The following is a 15,400-nucleotide window of genomic DNA, read 5'->3' as shown; positions in this document are numbered from 1 at the left end:
GTACGCGGGACCGGGGGCGGCGCGGGGTGTGCGGGCGGGGGCCGACTCAGGCCTTGCGCCAGGGGAGTTCGGCTGTGATCGCGGTCGGGCCGCCGCTCGGCGAGTCGACCACGAGGATCCCGTCGACCGCGTCGAGGCGCTCGGCCAGGCCCGCGAGCCCGGAGCCCGCCGACGCGTCGGCGCCACCGGAGCCGTCGTCCGTGACCTGGAGCATCAGCCGGTTCTCGGACCGCCACACGTCGACCGAACCCCGCGTCGCCCGGCTGTGCTTGCTGATGTTCTGGAGCAGCTCGGAGACCGTGAAGTACGCGATGCCCTCGATGGCCGCCGCCGGCCGGCTCGCCAGGTCCACCTCGACCTGGACCGGCACGGTGCAGCGCGCGGCCAGCGCGGAGAGCGCCGCGTCCAGGCCGCGGTCGGTGAGGACGGCCGGGTGGATGCCGCGGGCCAGGTCGCGCAGTTCCTGGAGGGCGACCTTCACCTCGCCGTGCGCCTCGTCGACCATGCGGGCCGCGGCCTCGGGGTCCTCGGTCAGCTTCTCCTTGGCGAGACCCAGATCCATGGCGAGGGCGACCAGGCGGGCCTGCGCGCCGTCGTGCAGATCGCGCTCGATGCGGCGCAGGTCGGCGGCGGCGGTGTCCACGACCACGCCCCGGTCCGACTCCAGCTCGACGACGCGGGTCGCGAGCCGCGAGGGGCCGAGCAGACTGATCACCAGCAGGCGGTCCACGGTCGTCAGGGCCCGCAGGATCCACGGCGTGGCCAGCGTGATCAGCAGGCCGGTGCCCGCGGTGACGCCGATCTCGAAGGGGTTGTCCAGGTAGATGTTGCGGCCGTCGCCGCCGACGAGCTGGATGCCGTCCTGACCCGCGTACATCGGGAAGAGCCAGAACCAGAGCGGGTACGTGACCATCAGCCAGCCGTACCACCAGAAGATCACCGCCACGGTGAACGAGAACAGCGACCACGGCAGCAGCACCACGGAGTAGAGCAAATGCCGCCAGGACGCGCCGCTCTTGAGGACGGCGCCGATGACCGCCATCGGGCCGCGGCCCTTGGGCCGCAGCGGCTCCGGGGCGGCGACGTCCAGGTCGAGCAGGCCGCGGGCCCGCGTGCGCTCCAGGGCGCCGATACCGCGGCAGCCGGCCAGGGCACCGGCCAGCACCGGGATGCCTACGAAGGTGACGAGCAGGCCCACGCCGAGCGAGAGCATCGTGACCGCGAAGGCGAAGGACGTGAGGCCGATCGGCAGGCTCAGCAGGAGGTAGCCGAACTCCTTCCAGGTCCGCGCCTCGAACGGGGCGCGCAGTCCCGCGGGGAGGCGCCGCCACCCCTTGATGTCGGGCCCCCGGAATTCCGGCCGGTCCATGTGTATGTGCCCCTGTCCGTACTCCGCGGCCATCGCTGCTATCCGTTTCTGCCGAGCTGTCTGTGTTCGTGCCTCCAGCCTCGCCTCCGCCGGGCGCCCGGGCCATGGAGCGCGTCGGCGTCCTGAGGCGGGGGTTTTCCCTACCTCACGCCCGGCGCGTCCCGGAAGCGTGGTCCCCCGCGCGGTCGCGCCACGGCAGCTCCGCGGTGATCGTCGTCGGGCCGCCCTGCGGGGAGTCGATCACGAAGAGACCGTCGACCGCGCCGAGCCGGTCCGCGAGGCCCGCCATGCCCGTGCCGCCGTCCAGCCGGGCCCCGCCCCGGCCGTCGTCCCGCACCTGGATGAGCAGCCGGTCCTCCGCGCGCCACACCTCCACGCTCGCGCTCCTCGCCCCGCTGTGCTTGCTGATGTTCTGGAGCAGCTCGGAGACCGTGAAGTACGCGATGCCCTCGATGGCGGCCGCCGGGCGGGCCGGCAGATCGGCGCTCACCTTCACCGGCACCGTGCACCGGGAGGCGACGGAGGACAAAGCCGCGTTCAGCCCCCGGTCGGTGAGGACGGCCGGATGGATGCCGCGGGCCAGGTCGCGCAGCTCCTGAAGGGCCAGCTTCACCTCGCCGTGCGCCTCGTCGACCATCGTCGCCGCGGCGTCGGGGTCCTCCAGGAGCTTCTCCTTGGCGAGGCCGAGCCCCATCGCGAGGGCGACGAGACGGGCCTGCGCGCCGTCGTGCAGATCGCGCTCGATACGGCGCAGATCCGCGGCGGCCGTGTCCACGACCACCCCCCGGTCGGACTCCAGTTCGGCGATACGCCGCTCCAACTCGTCGGAGGGGCAGAGCAGTCCGCGCACCATCGCCCGATCGGCATTGGCGAGCCCCCGCACGACGAAAGGCAGCACGGGCCAGAGCACCAACAGCCCCACGAGCGTGACCACGAAGGTCAACACCCCCCACGGCAACCGGACGAACGCGTACAGCATCGCGCGCCACCCCACCGGGTCCTTCAGGCTCGACCAGAGCCACCCGAAGAAGCCGCTCCCGCCGAACACCGCCATCGGGCTCGGCTCCTCGACCCGCACCCCGAGCAGCTTCCTGGCCCGCGCCCGCTCCACCTTGCCCAGCCAGCGCGCGCCGACCAGCCCCACCGCGAGCAGCGGCAGACCGACGACCGTCACCGTCAGACCCGCGCCCAGCGACAACGTGAACACCGCGTAGAGGAAGCCCGCGATGCCCATCGGCAGGTTCCCCAGGAGCTGCGCGATCTCCCTCCAGGTGTGCCCCCCGAACGCGAGCCGCGCGGGCGGCGGCCGATCGTCGTCAAGGGCCCCGGCCGACGGCCGGACATCATCCAGGGGTCCGGTCGGCGGCCGGACATCATCCAAGGGTCCGGTCGGCGGCCGGTCCTCGGGCAGGGGCGTGGTGCGTGCGGTCATACGCGCCAGAGTGCCCGGCGCGCCGCCGGAACGCCATGAGGGCCCCCGCCCGGGCGTCCGGGGGATAACCCCACCCCACCCGCACCGAAGCGTGACGCTCTGCTTACTGAACCTTTAGCAGGCCCTAGACTCCCGTGCGTACAGATCGTCGAACAGGATCAGGATCAGGACCAAGGGCGGTCAGGGAGTGAGGGGCTGACGTGTGTGAGGGGCTGACGTGCACGTGACGAACGTCGCGGCGAGCTACTACCAGTCGTACTCCGTCGTCGGACTGCTCGCCCTGGTGGGCGTGCTGTTCGTCGCCGTCGCCTTCGGGGCGGGCAGGCTGCTGCGCCCGGTGGTGCCGACCCCCGAGAAACTCCTGACGTACGAGTGCGGCGTCGACCCCGTCGGCGAGGGCTGGGCCCACACCCAGGTCCGGTACTACGTCTACGCCTTCCTCTACGTGATCTTCGCCGTCGACTCGATCTTCCTCTTCCCCTGGGCGACGGTCTTCGCCGCGCCCGGCTACGGCGCGACGACACTCGTGGAGATGTTCATCTTCCTCGGCTTCCTCGCCGTGGGCCTGCTGTACGCATACAAGAAGGGCGTCCTCACATGGACGTGAGTGCCGTGACCCCCGCCCCCGTGGACCTCCCGGAGCCGAAGCGGCTCGGCGTGCTCTCCCGCCTGGCCCCCGAGCCGATGAAGGTGGTCCTCAACTGGGGCCGCCGCTACTCCCTCTGGGTCTTCAACTTCGGCCTCGCCTGCTGCGCCATCGAGTTCATCGCCGCCTCCATGGCGCGCCACGACTTCATCCGGCTCGGCGTCATCCCGTTCGCACCGGGCCCGCGCCAGGCCGACCTGATGGTCGTCTCCGGCACGGTCACGGACAAGATGGCCCCCGCCGTGAAGCGCCTGTACGAGCAGATGCCCGAACCGAAGTACGTCATCTCCTTCGGCGCGTGCTCCAACTGCGGCGGCCCCTACTGGGACTCGTACTCCGTCACCAAGGGCGTCGACCAGATCATCCCCGTCGACGTGTACGTGCCCGGCTGCCCGCCCCGGCCCGAGGCGCTGCTCCAGGGCATCCTCAAACTCCAGGAGAAGATCGCCGCCGAGTCGCTGGGGGAGCGGTACGGGAACGGCACCGGCCCCCGCCCCTCCCCGGCCGCGCTGCGCAGCGGCCTGGTGAAGGCGCCCGCGCCGGGGGAGGCCCAGGCATGACCGGCTGGCTGCCGAGCCCCGTCGAGGAGCTGTTCGGCGCGGAGGCCACGGCCGACGAGTCGTACGACGTACTGACCGTCGACGTCCCGCCCGCCGCGTGGACCACCGCCCTTGAGACCGCGCGCACCACACTGGCTTGCACCTACTTCGACTGGCTGAGCGCGGTCGACGAGCCGGGCACGGGCTTCAAGGTCTGCGCCCACGTGGTGGCGCTCGCTCCCGTACGCCGTCTCCTCCTGCGCACGACGGTCGCGCACGAGGCCCCGGCACTCGCCTCCGCGGTCGACGTCTACGCGGGCGCCGCCTGGCACGAGCGCGAGACACACGAGATGTTCGGCGTGGTGTTCGAGGGCCACCCCGGGCTGACCCCGCTCCTCCTCCCCGAGACCTTCGAAGGCCACCCGCTGCGCAAGGACTTCGTCCTCGCGGCCCGCGTCGCGAAGGCCTGGCCGGGCGCCAAGGAGCCGGGCGAGTCCGAACACGGCGGCCCCAAGCGCCGGCAGATGCTGCCCCCCGGCGTCCCCGACCCCAACGAGTGGGGCCCCCTCAAGGGCCAGCTCCCAGCAGCCCCGGCCCGCCCGGCCCGCCCGGCCCGGGGCGCGGGTGCGGCTGGCCGTGCGGCGGGTGCGGCGGCCGGTGAGCGTCCGGTGCGGCGGGCTCGCTCCGTGAGCGAGGGTTCGGCCAGCCAGGCGGCGGCTGGGCCTGCGGCTGGGCCCGATGCTGGGATCGGGGCTGGGCCCACGGCTGGGCCTGTGGCTTCGGGTTCGGCTGCGGGGCAGGGGGCGGTTGGGTCTGGTGGGTCCGGCGGGACCGGTGCGTCCGGTGGGTCCGGGGAGTCGGCTGGGTCGGCTGGGTCGGCTGGGCCTGGTGGGTCTGCTGGGTCCGCTCGTTCTGCTGGGTCCGTCGAGGCGCAGCAGCCCGCGCCCGGGTCCCGCCCCCCGAGGCGCTCGCGCAGCGTCAGCCAGGGCTCGGCGTCCCAGCGAGCGGCGACTCCACCTGCGGAGGAAGCCTCGCCCACGGCTGGGGCCTCGCCCGCTGCTGCGGCGCCGGTGGCACCGCCGGTGAGGGAATCGGCCCCCGCGACGGGAGAGGCCCCGGCGACTCAGGCGACCCCCGCCTCCGAAGCCGCGCCCGCCGCCGAGCCCGAGGCCCAGTCCAAGGCCGAGCCCGAGGCCAAGCGGCGTCCGGCGCCACGCAGTTCCGACGCCCCGTGGCACCACGCCCGCCCGACCTTCGACGACGCGAAGCCCGCTGGGGCCGACCGGCCGGAAACCGCGCCGGAGCAGCCCGAGGCCTCGGCGCAGCCCGAAGCCACGGAGCAGCCCCTCGCGGAGCCCGAGCAAGCCGGGGCGAAGCCCGAACAGACCCCGGCGGAGCCGGAACAGGCCCGCGCCCCCGAGCCCACGACAGAGCCCGACCCCGACAAGAACCCGGAGAACGGCGAACGCCCAGGAGGCACCGAGTGAACGACGCCCTCGACGTCGCCCTGCGCCTCCTCGTCGTCTTCGCGGCGTTCCTGGTCCTGCCCCTCGTCATCGGCCAGACCGAGCACAAGGTGATGGCCCACATGCAGGGCCGCCTCGGCCCCATGTACGCGGGCGGCTTCCACGGCTGGGCCCAACTCGTCGCCGACGGCGTCAAGTTCGCCCAGAAGGAAGACATCGTCCCGGCCGAGGCCGACCGCCGCGTCTTCCAGCTCGCCCCGGCGATCGCCCTCCTGCCCTACCTCCTCGTCCTGGTCGCCATCCCGATCGGCCCCGACGAGGGCGCGGTCGGCGAAGTCGTCGACGCCGGCATCTTCTTCGTCCTCGCGGTCATGGGCATCGGCGTACTCGGCTCGCTCATGGCGGGCTGGGCCAGCGCCAACAAGTTCTCCCTCCTCGGCGGCCTGCGCACCGCCGCCCAGCTCCTCGCCTACGAACTCCCGATGCTCCTCGCCGCCGCCTCGGTCGCGATGGCGGCCGGCACGGTCTCCCTGCCCGGCATCGTCGACGCGTTCGTGTGGTGGTGGGTGCCCTGGCAGATCGTCGGCGCCCTCGTCTTCTTCATCGCGGGCCTCGCCGAACTCCAGCGCCCGCCCTTCGACATGCCCGTCGCCGACTCCGAGATCATCTTCGGCGCCTACACCGAGTACACGGGCCTGCGCTTCGCCCTTTTCCTCCTCGCCGAGTACGCCGGAATCGTCGTCCTGTGCGGCCTGACCACCGTCCTCTTCCTGGGCGGCTGGCACGGCCCCTGGGGCGCCGACGGCCTGGGCTGGGTCTGGACCCTGCTCAAGACGGCCGTCCTCGCCTTCGTCGTCATCTGGCTCCGCGTCTCCTACCCCCGTCTCCGCGAGGACCAGCTCCAGAAACTCGCCTGGACCACCCTCGTCCCCCTCGCTCTCGCGCAGATCGCGCTCACCGGAATCGTGAAGGTGGCGATCTCCTAACCATGTCTCCCGTCCCCGGATCCGGCCTCGCCAAGGGGCTCGCCGTCACCCTCCGCACGATGACGAAGAAGACCGTCACCGAGCAGTACCCGGAGCACCAGCCCGAACTGCCGCCCCGCACCCGGGGCGTCATCGGCCTGTTCGAGGAGAACTGCACGGTCTGCATGCTGTGCGCCCGCGAGTGCCCCGACTGGTGCATCTACATCGACTCCCACAAGGAGACGGTCCCGCCCGCCGCCCCCGGCGGCCGCGAGCGCAGCCGCAACGTCCTCGACCGCTTCGCCATCGACTTCTCCCTCTGCATGTACTGCGGCATCTGCATCGAGGTCTGCCCCTTCGACGCCCTCTTCTGGTCCCCCGAGTTCGAGTACGCCGAGACCGACATCCACGAACTCACCCACGAGCGCGACAAACTCCGCGAGTGGATGTGGACGGTCCCGGCCCCGCCCGCCCTCGACCCCGGCGCCGAGGAGCCGAAGGAAATCGCCGCGGCCCGCAAGGCCGCCGAAAAACTGGCCGCCGCCGAGGCCACCCCGCCCGGGCCGAAGGAGGGGCAGTCGTGACCTTCGCAGCAGCCACCGCGGCGTCCGTGGCCAAGGCCGCCGAGACCGCCAGGACCGCCGAAACCCACGGATTCCTCTCCCCGACCGGCGTCGAGATCGCCTTCCTCCTCGTCGGCCTCGTCACCCTCGGCGCGGCGGTCATCACCGTCACGACCCGCCAACTGGTGCACGCCGCCCTATGGCTGGTCGTGGCACTCGGCGGCCTCGCCGTCGAGTACCTCCTGCTGACCGCGGAGTTCATCGCCTGGGTGCAGGTCCTCATCTACGTCGGTTCCGTCGTGGTCCTCCTCCTCTTCGGACTGATGCTCACCAGGGCACCCATCGGCCGCTCCCCGGACGCCGATTCGGGCAACCGCCCGGTCGCGCTCGCGGTGGCGGCCGCCGCTGCCGCCGCCCTGGTCTGGGTCGTCGTGGACGCCTTCCGTACCACGGTGATCGACCTGGACGGCGCCGCCCAGGGCTCCACCGACGTGACCGGCTCGGTCCTCTTCCGGCACTGGGTGCTCCCCTTCGAGGCGCTGTCGGTCCTCCTCCTCGCCGCCCTCGTCGGCGCGATCGTCCTGTCCCGCAAGACGGCCAAGGGCACACCCGCCCCGGAGGAAGACCGCTGATGCACCTCCACCTCGCCTATCCCGCCGTCCTCGCCGTCCTCCTCTTCTGCGTGGGCCTCTACGGCGTACTCGCCCGGCGCAACGCGATCCTGGTCCTGATGTCCGTCGAGCTGATGCTCAACGCCGTCAACCTCAACCTCGTCGCCTTCGACGTCTGGCTCCGCGACTCCCTCCACGCCGGCCAAGCCCTGACCCTCTTCGTCATCGCCATCGCCGCCGCCGAGATCGGCATCGGCCTCGCGATCGTCCTCGCCGTCTACCGCAACCGCGGCACCTCCGCCGTCGACGACCTCCGCGACACCGCCGAGCCCTCCGCGCCGGACGACTCCCAGGACGCACGGGAGTCCCAGGAGCCGGACGAGTCCCAGAAACCGCAGCAGTCACCGCAGTCGCAGAAGGCCGAGGCCACCGCGTGACCACGACCACCCTCGCCGTCCTCGTCCCCCTCCTCCCGTTCCTGGGCGCGGCCGCGGGCCTGCTGCTCGGCCGCAGGACCCCCGGACTCGTACGCCCCCTCGCGGTCCTGCCCACGCTGACGGCCCTGCTCCTCGCCGTGCTCGTGGCCGTCCGCCAGGGCGGCGAGAAGTCCGTCGACGCCGCCACCGAACTCACCCCGACCGGCTCGGTCCCCATCGAACTCGCCCTGCACATCGACGGCTTCGCCGCCCTCGTCGCCGTCCTGGTCGGCGTCGTCGCCTCCTGTGTGCAGATCTACTCGACGGGCTACCTGCGCGACGACGCGCGCTACCCCTCCTACGCCGCCCTCGTCTCCCTCTTCACCTCCGCGATGCTGCTCGTCGTCTACTCCGGCGACCTGATGGTGCTCCTGGTCGGCTGGGAGATCATGGGCATCTGCTCGTATTTCCTCGTCGGCCACTACTGGGAGACGCCCGAGGCGCGCGCCGCCTCCCTGAAGGCCTTCCTGGTCACCAAGCTCGGCGATGTCCCCTTCCTGATCGGTCTGTTCGCCCTCGCCGCGGACGCGGGCTCGTTCCGCGTCACGACGATCCTGGCGACGGTCGCGGACGGCCGCCTGGACCACCCCACGCTCATCGCCCTGCTGCTCCTCGCGGGCGTGGCGGGCAAGTCGGCGCAGTTCCCGCTGCACACCTGGCTGCCCGACGCGATGGCGGGCCCGACGCCCGTCTCCGCGCTGATCCACGCCGCGACGATGGTCGCCGCCGGTGTCTACTTCGTGGCCCGCCTCCTGCCCGTCTTCGCCGCCTCCGGGGCGGCCCTGGTGGTCCTCGCCGTCATGGCGGCCGTCACGATGGCCGGTTCGGCCCTCGCCGCGCTCGCCCAGGACGACATCAAGCGCGTCCTCGCGTACTCGACGATCGGCCAGCTCGGCTACATGACCGGCGCCCTCGCCGTCGGCGACCGCGGTGCCGCCGTCTTCCACCTCCTGTCCCACGGCGCCTTCAAGGCGCTGCTGTTCCTCACCGCGGGCGTGATCATCCACGCCGCCGGCACCAACTCGCTGGCCGCCATGTCCCGTATGAAGGGCCTGCGCGACCGCATCCCCGACGCCTACTGGACGATGACCGTGGCGCTCCTCGCGCTCGCCGCGATCCCGCCGTTCAGCGGCTTCTTCTCCAAGGAGGCCGTGCTCGGCGCCGCCGAGCACACGGCCACGGGCCACGCCGCGTCCGTGCCCACCGCCGCCGGCTGGATCGTCCTCGTCGCCGGTCTGCTCACCGCCCTCCTCACCGCCGCCTACGCGACGCGCCTGTGGCTGCTCGCCTTCAACGGCCGCGGAGCCGAAGCCCCGGACCACGGACGGCAGCCCCTCGCCATGACGGCCGTGCTGTGGGTGCTCGCCGTCCCCTCCCTCGCCTTCGGCCTGGCCGTCGGTGTCCTGCCGGACTGGTTCGACGGCCGCTCGCTCTCCCCGACGCTCACGACCTCCGTCCTCGGGACGGGCCTCGCCCTCATCGGCGGTCTCGTCACCTACGGCGCCTGGCGGCACACCACCTCGCTGGCCGCCCGCGTCCCGATGGGCGCGGTCGCGGTGAGCCCGGACGGAGACGGGGGGCAGGTCGAGTCGGAGGCCATCGCCTCGCACGCCCCCGCGTACGGAGATGTGGCCTCGGCCCACGACCCGGCCGACCCGGGCCGCCTACTGCTCGGCCCCCTGCACCGCCACGCCGCCGCCGGCTTCCGCCTGGACGCCGTCTACGCCGTCCTGTTCGTCCGCCCGGTCCAGGCCGCCGCACGCCTCGTGCGCTTCCTCGACCGCGAGGTCGTCGAGACATACGTGCGGGGCGCGGGCACCGCACCCCGCTGGCTCGGCGCGGCCGTCCGGCGCGCGCAGACCGGCAACGTACAGACCTATCTGAGCGCGCTGCTCGCAGGCACGGTCGTCCTGGCCGTCGCCGCCGTCCTCGTCGCCACCGCCGGAGCGTGAGCAGCCGTGATCGGTATCAGTGAGTCCGTGATGCAGTTTCTTCTGGCGTTGATCGTCGTCGGCCCGCTCATCGGCGCGGTGGCCGCTCTCCTGCCGGCCCCGCCCGGGCTGAAGGGAAAGTCGCCCGACCAGGCCGTGCTGCGCCACGGCGTGATCGTGACCGGCGCGATCCTGCTCGCCGCGATCATCCTCGCGCTCGGCTTCGACCACGACCACCCGTCGAAGATGCAGGCCACGACCGATATCAGCTGGATCCCCGCACTCGACGTGCGCATCCACCTCGGCATCGACGGCATCTCGCTCCCCCTTCTGGTCCTGACCGCGCTGCTGACCTTCCTCTGCGCGCTCTACAGCTATTTCAAAATGCCTTCCGGGCCGTCCCCCAAGGCATTTGTGGCACTGATCCTCGTCCTGGAGTCCGGCACCCTCGCGACCTTCGCCGTCCTCGATCTGCTGCTGTTCTTCCTGGCGTTCGAGATGGTGCTCATCCCGATGTACTTCCTCATCGCCCGCTGGGGCGGCGAACAACGAACCCAGGCGGCCTGGAAGTTCATCCTCTACACGCTGCTCGGCTCCGTCGTGATGCTGCTCGGCCTCCTCCTGATCGGTCTCAAGTCCGGCACGTTCGACATGGTGGCACTCGCCACTGACAACGACCCGGGCCTGAGTGCATCCGTGCAGGTCATCGCCGTTCTGGCGATCGGGATCGGGCTCGCGGTCAAGACGCCGATGTGGCCGCTGCACAGCTGGCTGCCGGACGCCCACACCGCCGCGCCGACCGTCGGCTCGGTCCTGCTGGCCGGCGTACTGCTGAAGATGGGTACGTACGGGTTCGTCCGCATTCTGCTGCCCATCGCTCCCGACGGGATGCGGGAGTTCGCGCCCTACCTCGCGGCCTTCGCGGTCGTCGGGATCATCTACGGTTCCCTCGCCTGCCTCGCGCTCGCCAAGCGGGGCGCGAAGGGCGACCTCAAGCGCCTCATCGCGTACTCGTCCGTCGGCCACATGGGCTTCGTCCTGCTCGGCATCGCCACGATGAGCCCGACCGGCGTGAACGGCGCGCTGTTCGCCAACATCGCGCACGGCCTCATCACCGGCCTGCTCTTCTTCCTCGTCGGCGCGCTCAAGGACCGCACCGGCACCACCGACCTCGACTCCCTCGCACAGGAGTCCGGCGCCGCCCTCTACGGCAAGGCTCCCCGCCTCGGCGCCCTGCTCGCCTTCGGCGCCGTCGCCTCGCTCGGCCTGCCCGGCCTCGCCGGGTTCTGGGGCGAAATGCTCGCGCTGTTCGGCGCGTTCGAGCCCGCCGACGACCTGAGCCGCCCCGCCTTCCTCACCTTCATGGCGATCGCCGCGTTCGGCACCCTGCTCACCGCCGCGTACATGCTCATCGTCGTACGCCGTGTCTGCATGGGCCCCATGCCGCGGCCCGCCGCCGAGCCCGCGCCCCAGGCGCTCGCCGACGTCCAGGGCTACGAACTCGCCGCCTGGACCCCGCTCGTCGCCCTCACCGTCCTCGCCGGACTCTGGCCCGCGGCTCTCCTCGGCCTGACCGACCCGGCCGTGCAGAAGCTCCTCACTGGAGGCAAGTCGTGATCGTGGCCGCCGAAAGCGCCGCAAGCCTGGTCCAGTCCGTCGACTGGCTCGCGATCGCGCCGCCGACCATCGCGGCCGTCGTCGGCCTCGTCGTGCTCGTAGCCGACCTTTTCGTAGGCGACGGCAAGAAGGCGCTCCTCGGCTGGATGTCCGTGGCGGGCCTGGCCGCGGCGGCACTCTCCCTGCTGCCCCTCCTGGACGACGACCGCTCGACCTTCTGCCTGACCGGAGGCGGCACGCACGCGTGCAGCTACACCGCCGACCGCTTCACCCTCGTCATCCAACTCCTCGTCCTCGGCGGCGCCCTGCTGGCCGCCCTGCTCTCCATGAGCACCCTGAAGGACGAGAAGGGCACCAAGGGCGAACTCCCCGCGGGGGAGTACTGGTTCCTGCTGCTCTCCTCCGCCGCGGGCGCCGCCCTGCTGCCCGCCTCACGCGACCTCGCGACGCTCATCGTCGCCCTGGAGGTCGCCTCCCTGCCCGCCTTCGCCCTCGTCGGCCTCAGGCACGGCGACAAGCGCTCCTCCGAAGCGGCCCTGAAGTTCTTCCTGTCCTCGGTCACCGCGACCGCCGTGAGCCTCCTGGGCGTCAGCTTCGTGTACGCGGCGACCGGCACCCTGCACCTCACGGAGATCGCCACCAAGCTCCAAGGCGACCAGGTCACCGACGGACAGCTGCACACCCTCGCCCAGACCGGTGTCGCCCTCACCCTCGTCGGCTTCGCCTTCAAGGTGGCCGCCGTGCCCTTCCACTTCTGGGTACCGGACACCTACGTAGGCGCGCCGCTGCCCGTCGCCGCCTATCTGTCGGTCGTCGGCAAGGCCGTCGGGTTCACCGGCCTCATCCTCGTCACCGTGGTCGCCTTCCCCTCGTACGCGGATGTCTGGGGCCCCGTGCTCGCCGTCCTCGCCGCGCTCACCATGACCGCGGGCAACGTCGCCGCCCTGCGGCAGCAGAGCACGCGCGCGTACAGCGCGGTCCGCCTCCTCGCCTGGTCCTCGGTCGGCCAGGCCGGCTATCTCCTGGTGCCGATCGCCGCCGCCGGATACGCCGACCACGAGGCGGGCGCCGAGAAGGCGATCGGCTCCACCGTCGCGTACGCCCTGATGTACGCGGCAGTGAACCTCGGCGCCTTCGCCGTGGCCGCGCTCGTCGGCCGCACCCAGCGCCTGAACCGCGTCAGCGACTACCGGGGCCTGTACGCGCGCAGTCCTCTGGCCGCCCTCGTCCTGGCCTTCTTCCTGCTCTGCCTCGCGGGCCTGCCGCCCGGCATCATCGGCCTCTTCGCCAAGGTCACGGTCTTCTCGGCCGCGGTCGACGCGGGCCTCGGCTGGCTGGCCGTGGTGATGGCCGCGAACGTCGTGATCGCGCTCTACTACTACCTCCAGTGGACCGCGCTCCTGTTCCGCGCCCCCGAGGGCGAGCCGGTCAGGCACCGCGTACCGGCCCCCCTCACGGCGGCCATCGCGCTGACCGCGGTCCTCGGCGTCGCGCTCTCCGGAGCGCCCCAGCTCGTCCTGAGGTTCTCGGACACCGGCCTGTTCTGACACGGGCCCCCGGGCCGCCCCGGCGTGCCACGCGGCCCCTCACCCGCGTGGCCTACACCGCTCCTGAGCGCACAAGGGAACTAGTGCTCCCCGCCTGGCGTTGACCAGTACGGGAGGGTCCACTGAACAGTGGAAGCACCAACCAGCAGAGGGTTCCCCCACGCACCACCAGGAGGGCGTACCGTGCACCGCCGGCACAACGGGTTGAAGACCGCCGTACTCCTCGGGGGACTGTCCGGACTCATCCTCGTCATCGGCAGCTTCTTCGGGCGTACGGGCCTTTTCGTCGCGCTCTTGGTAGCCCTCGGCACCAACGCGTACGCGTACTGGAACAGCGACAAGCTCGCCCTGCGAGCCATGCGCGCCCGCCCGGTGAGCGAATTCGAGGCCCCCGCGCTGTACCGCATGGTCCGCGAACTCTCCACCCAGGCCCGCCAGCCCATGCCCCGCCTGTACATCTCACCCACCGAGGCCCCGAACGCCTTCGCGACCGGCCGCAACCCGCGCAACGCGGCGGTGTGCTGCACCGACGGCATCCTGCGCCTTCTCGACGAGCGCGAGCTGCGCGGCGTCATCGGCCACGAGCTGAGTCACGTCTACAACCGCGACATCCTGATCTCCTCGGTCGCGGGCGCCCTGGCCTCCGTGATCATGTTCCTGGTCAACTTCGCCTGGCTGATCCCCATCGGCCGCTCGAACGACAACGACGGCCCCGGCATCTTCGGAATGCTCCTGATCGTGCTGCTCGGCCCGCTGGCGGCCTCGATCATCCAGCTGGCGATCAGCCGTTCCAGGGAGTACGAGGCCGACGCGTCCGGCGCGCAACTGACCGGCGACCCGCTCGCGCTCGCGAGCGCCCTGCGCAAGCTCGAAGCGGGCACGAAGCAGTTGCCGCTACCGCCCGAGCCCCGTCTCGAGACGGCGAGTCACATGATGATCGCGAACCCCTTCCGCCCGGGGCAGGGCATGTCCAAGATGTTCTCCACGCATCCGCCGATGGCGGAGCGCATCGCCCGACTCGAGCAGATGGCAGGTCGCCACCAGTGAAGACAATCCTCAACGTCATATGGCTCGTCCTCTGCGGCTTCTGGATGTTCCTGGCCTACCTGCTGGCGGGCGTGCTGCTCTGCGTCACGATCATCGGCATCCCGTTCGGCCTCGCCAGCTTCCGCATCGGCCGCTATGCCCTGTGGCCCTTCGGCTACACCACGGTCGAGCGCCGCGACGCGGGCGCGCCTTCCTGCGTCGGCAATGTCCTGTGGCTGGTCCTCGCGGGCTGGTGGCTCGCCCTCGGTCACATCGTGACGGGCATCCTCCTGTGCGTCACGATCATCGGCATCCCCCTGGGCGTGGCCAACTTCAAGCTGATCCCGGTCTCGCTGCTGCCGCTCGGCCGCGACATCGTCCGCACGGACCAGCCGTTCACCGCGCGCTACTAGAGCCAGCACCTTCCGGGACGCGGCCCCCGAGGGCCTTGGGGGCACACCGCGCTCGGCGCCGATTGTCAGTGCCGTGGTCCACCATGAACTCATGACGGACACCGAGCAGTTGCTGGCCCGCGTCGCCGCCGAGGCGCGCGCCACCCGCCCCTGGGGCTGGGACGTCCTGCCCGCCCCCGTGGACGCGGACACCCTGGCCCGGGCGGAGGCGGCCCTGGGCTTCCGCCTGCCTCCGCTGCTCGCCGCGCTGTACACCCGCATAGGCGACGGCGGATTCGGCCCGGAGTACGGCCTGTTGCCCCTGCTGGAGAACAAGTCCTCCGGAGGCGAGCCCGCGGTCGTCGAGAAGTACCTAGCGATGCGCCACGCCGACGACTGGGGCTGGCCGGAAGGCGTACTGCCGATATCCCACTGGGGCTGCGGAATGTACGCGTGCGTGGACTGCCGCACGGACTCGGCCCAGGTGTTGCTCTTCGAGCCGAACGGCGGCGACCCCGACCACGCCTGGTTCGTCGACTCCCCGAGCCTCACGGTCTGGCTGACCGCGTGGCTCGACGGCACCGGGTGGTACGAGGAGGACAACGAGGGCCTGGAGCTGCCGAGTTGGCACGACGCCCAGGTGCGGATAGCGCACGCGTGACAGTCGACCGGGGGCGTGCGCGTGCCGCTCGGCCGAGAAGCGCGCCGCGCGTGCCGCTCCCCTGAGGAGCTGCGGCGCGCGGCGGCGCCGTGCTCGCCTGGCAAGCACCCTCGCGCGTGCCGCTCGCCCGGCAAGCGCGCCCGTACGACGGCCCTACGA

15 protein-coding genes are annotated in these 15,400 nt (G+C 71.8%); 13 read left to right on the top strand and 2 right to left on the bottom strand.

Going from position 1 to position 15,400, the window contains the following annotated elements; translation table 11 throughout:
* Positions 1-46 precede the first annotated feature (46 nt).
* Positions 47-1,402: a sensor histidine kinase gene (locus IG54_RS0114585; protein WP_030782712.1), complete on the bottom strand. Its 1,356-nt coding sequence runs from the start codon at positions 1,400-1,402 to the stop codon at positions 47-49.
* 112 nt (positions 1,403-1,514) lie between these two features.
* The gene (locus tag IG54_RS0114580; RefSeq protein WP_420712253.1) at positions 1,515-2,810 is read right to left on the bottom strand and encodes a sensor histidine kinase; all 1,296 of its coding nucleotides are present in this window, start codon (positions 2,808-2,810) and stop codon (positions 1,515-1,517) included.
* Between the two features lie 208 nt (positions 2,811-3,018).
* On the opposite strand from IG54_RS0114580, the gene IG54_RS0114575 reads away from it, so the two are divergent.
* The 13 genes from IG54_RS0114575 (at position 3,019) to IG54_RS0114515 (ending at position 15,241) form a co-directional block, all read left to right on the top strand.
* Positions 3,019-3,408: an NADH-quinone oxidoreductase subunit A gene (locus tag IG54_RS0114575; protein ID WP_030782706.1), complete on the top strand. Its 390-nt coding sequence runs from the start codon at positions 3,019-3,021 to the stop codon at positions 3,406-3,408.
* Positions 3,399-4,007 (top strand): NADH-quinone oxidoreductase subunit B, encoded by a 609-nt coding sequence (locus IG54_RS0114570; protein WP_030782703.1) that lies wholly within the window; start codon positions 3,399-3,401, stop codon positions 4,005-4,007. The genes IG54_RS0114575 and IG54_RS0114570 overlap by 10 nt, the downstream gene beginning before the upstream one ends.
* Positions 4,004-5,473: an NADH-quinone oxidoreductase subunit C gene (locus IG54_RS0114565; RefSeq protein WP_030782700.1), complete on the top strand. Its 1,470-nt coding sequence runs from the start codon at positions 4,004-4,006 to the stop codon at positions 5,471-5,473. The genes IG54_RS0114570 and IG54_RS0114565 overlap by 4 nt, the downstream gene beginning before the upstream one ends.
* A complete protein-coding gene (locus tag IG54_RS0114560; RefSeq protein WP_030782697.1) occupies positions 5,470-6,438 on the top strand; it encodes a complex I subunit 1/NuoH family protein in 969 nt (322 codons plus the stop codon). Before IG54_RS0114565 ends, IG54_RS0114560 begins: the two co-directional genes overlap by 4 nt.
* 2 nt (positions 6,439-6,440) lie before the next feature.
* Positions 6,441-7,001: a NuoI/complex I 23 kDa subunit family protein gene (locus IG54_RS0114555; RefSeq protein WP_030782694.1), complete on the top strand. Its 561-nt coding sequence runs from the start codon at positions 6,441-6,443 to the stop codon at positions 6,999-7,001.
* Complete coding sequence (locus IG54_RS0114550; RefSeq protein WP_030782690.1) at positions 6,998-7,612, top strand: NADH-quinone oxidoreductase subunit J; 615 nt, start codon at positions 6,998-7,000, stop codon at positions 7,610-7,612. The genes IG54_RS0114555 and IG54_RS0114550 overlap by 4 nt, the downstream gene beginning before the upstream one ends.
* Positions 7,612-8,028: an NADH-quinone oxidoreductase subunit NuoK gene (gene nuoK, locus IG54_RS0114545; RefSeq protein WP_030782687.1), complete on the top strand. Its 417-nt coding sequence runs from the start codon at positions 7,612-7,614 to the stop codon at positions 8,026-8,028. The genes IG54_RS0114550 and nuoK overlap by 1 nt, the downstream gene beginning before the upstream one ends.
* Positions 8,025-10,019 (top strand): NADH-quinone oxidoreductase subunit L, encoded by a 1,995-nt coding sequence (locus IG54_RS0114540; protein WP_030782684.1) that lies wholly within the window; start codon positions 8,025-8,027, stop codon positions 10,017-10,019. Before nuoK ends, IG54_RS0114540 begins: the two co-directional genes overlap by 4 nt.
* A 6-nt stretch (positions 10,020-10,025) precedes the next feature.
* Positions 10,026-11,615 carry an NADH-quinone oxidoreductase subunit M gene (locus tag IG54_RS0114535; protein WP_030782680.1) on the top strand — a complete coding sequence of 530 codons (1,590 nt, stop codon included), beginning with the start codon at positions 10,026-10,028 and terminating at the stop codon, positions 11,613-11,615.
* Positions 11,616-11,617: 2 nt separating this feature from the next.
* Positions 11,618-13,162 (top strand): NADH-quinone oxidoreductase subunit N, encoded by a 1,545-nt coding sequence (locus IG54_RS0114530; RefSeq protein ID WP_420712252.1) that lies wholly within the window; start codon positions 11,618-11,620, stop codon positions 13,160-13,162.
* A gap of 183 nt (positions 13,163-13,345) precedes the next feature.
* Positions 13,346-14,209, top strand: a complete 864-nt coding sequence (gene htpX, locus IG54_RS0114525) for a zinc metalloprotease HtpX (RefSeq protein ID WP_030782674.1) — start codon at positions 13,346-13,348, stop codon at positions 14,207-14,209.
* Entirely contained in the window at positions 14,206-14,601 is a 396-nt protein-coding gene (locus IG54_RS0114520; RefSeq protein ID WP_030782671.1) for a YccF domain-containing protein, read from the top strand. Before htpX ends, IG54_RS0114520 begins: the two co-directional genes overlap by 4 nt.
* A gap of 91 nt (positions 14,602-14,692) precedes the next feature.
* Entirely contained in the window at positions 14,693-15,241 is a 549-nt protein-coding gene (locus tag IG54_RS0114515) for an SMI1/KNR4 family protein (protein WP_030782667.1), read from the top strand.
* The last annotated feature ends 159 nt before the right edge of the window (positions 15,242-15,400 follow it).

This window comes from Streptomyces sp. NRRL S-920, from assembly GCF_000717945.1.
Taxonomy (GTDB): domain Bacteria; phylum Actinomycetota; class Actinomycetes; order Streptomycetales; family Streptomycetaceae; genus Streptomyces; species Streptomyces alboniger.
This window is presented reverse-complemented; position numbering and strand designations above follow the sequence as displayed.